This is a genomic window from Paracoccus sp. DMF (genome assembly GCF_004407025.1).
GTDB classification, from domain to species: Bacteria; Pseudomonadota; Alphaproteobacteria; order Rhodobacterales; family Rhodobacteraceae; genus Paracoccus; species Paracoccus aminovorans_B.
The window spans coordinates 1-1,306 of sequence record NZ_SOKV02000138.1 but is presented as its reverse complement, the minus strand read 5'-3'; the positions used below and the strand labels follow the sequence as shown (position 1 = coordinate 1,306).

General features: G+C 60.9%; 2 protein-coding genes. One reads left to right on the top strand and one right to left on the bottom strand.

From position 1 onward, the window contains the following. A partial coding sequence (locus tag E3D03_RS20780; RefSeq protein WP_263568526.1) for a DUF3489 domain-containing protein occupies positions 1–487 on the top strand: 487 nt, incomplete at its 5' end. 32 nt (positions 488–519) lie between these two features. Here the strand turns inward: E3D03_RS20780 and E3D03_RS20775 are convergent. Beyond that, positions 520–1,140, bottom strand: a complete 621-nt coding sequence (locus E3D03_RS20775) for a hypothetical protein (protein ID WP_252927059.1) — start codon at positions 1,138–1,140, stop codon at positions 520–522. Positions 1,141–1,306: the final 166 nt, after the last annotated feature.

Sequence of the window (1,306 nt, the reverse complement as noted above, 5' to 3'; positions counted from 1 at the left end):
CGCCGCCGCCAAGATGGTGGTCGGCAAGATGATCGCCCGCGGCTGGCTCGAGGAGGTCGAGGCCAACCTGCGGCGCGGCGAGCCGATGTGGCGCGAGACCGGCGACGGCCACGGCACCACGCTGATTGCCACCGAGGCCGGGCTGGAGTCCATCGGGATCGAGCCGCTGGCGGCCAGTGCTGTCGCCAGCGTGCGGAAGGCGAGGCCGAAGCCGAAGTCGGAACCTGTGCAGGCACCCGACGACACCTACACCGCGAAACCCGTCGCCATCCGGGCTGGCACCAAGCAGGCCCAGATCATCGCTATGCTCCAGCGCCCCGAGGGCGCGACGGTTGCCGAGATGGTCGCGGCGACCGGATGGTTGGCCCATACAGTCCGCGGCTCGATCTCGGGAGCCTTGAAGAAGAGGCTGGGCCTGCCCATCAGCGCCGAGAAAGACAAGGGCAGGGGAACCGTATATCGCCTCGTCAAAGAGGCGATTTCTTAGGCGGGAGCCAAATGGGTTTCAGTAGGGCCCGCCTAGGTGCATAGGCCAGCCCAAGGACGAACATGCCGCCACCACTCCAAAGGAGTGAGAACCCTGATCGGCAATAGCCTCAACTGGTCGCGCTTCTTGATAATTGTCCGCCGATCTCTTGTGCAGAAGACGTCACATTCGAGGCCGACTGCATTTCCAATCAGTTCCCGATCCGCTTTGTCGGGCAATCGGCGGGTGAAAGGAGCATCGATCATGCGCCGCCCGACCACGGAAGCGTAAGCGTTCGCTTCGTCTTCAGGCGAAATCAACTCTACAGCGAAGTCTCGCAGCCGCTGGCGGTGTTCGGGATCGGGCGTATTGTCAACCTCATCAAGCGTCTTTCGGGATGCCATGATCGCCCAGTTTGCCCGCCTGCCAACGTAGAAGATGTGCATAAGCGCTTCGAGGTCCTCTGCAAGTAACGCGTCCTCGATACTCGGTAGCGGCTGCTGCTCGAAAATCTGGTCTGGGTAATTCACGAGCAGGTTCACAACATTCGTGTCGAGAAAAATCCGCCCGGGTACGGCGTCATAGGGATAGGCCCTGCAATCCGCACTATGTTCGGCCTCACTGCGATAAAGGATCCAGCGCTGTCTGGTTTCATCCCAATGTTCGATTCCCAAGGATCCACCATCTCATCCGGAAGCTGATGACAGGGAGAATAGACTTGGTTTGAGGTTGATCCAAGCCTCCAAAGGCCCGCCAAAATGGCGCTACTCCACCGCCAATACAGCCTTCCGCCCAGTCGCCAGTTCCCACTGAACCGCGCCGGGTTTGCCGGAGGCTGAT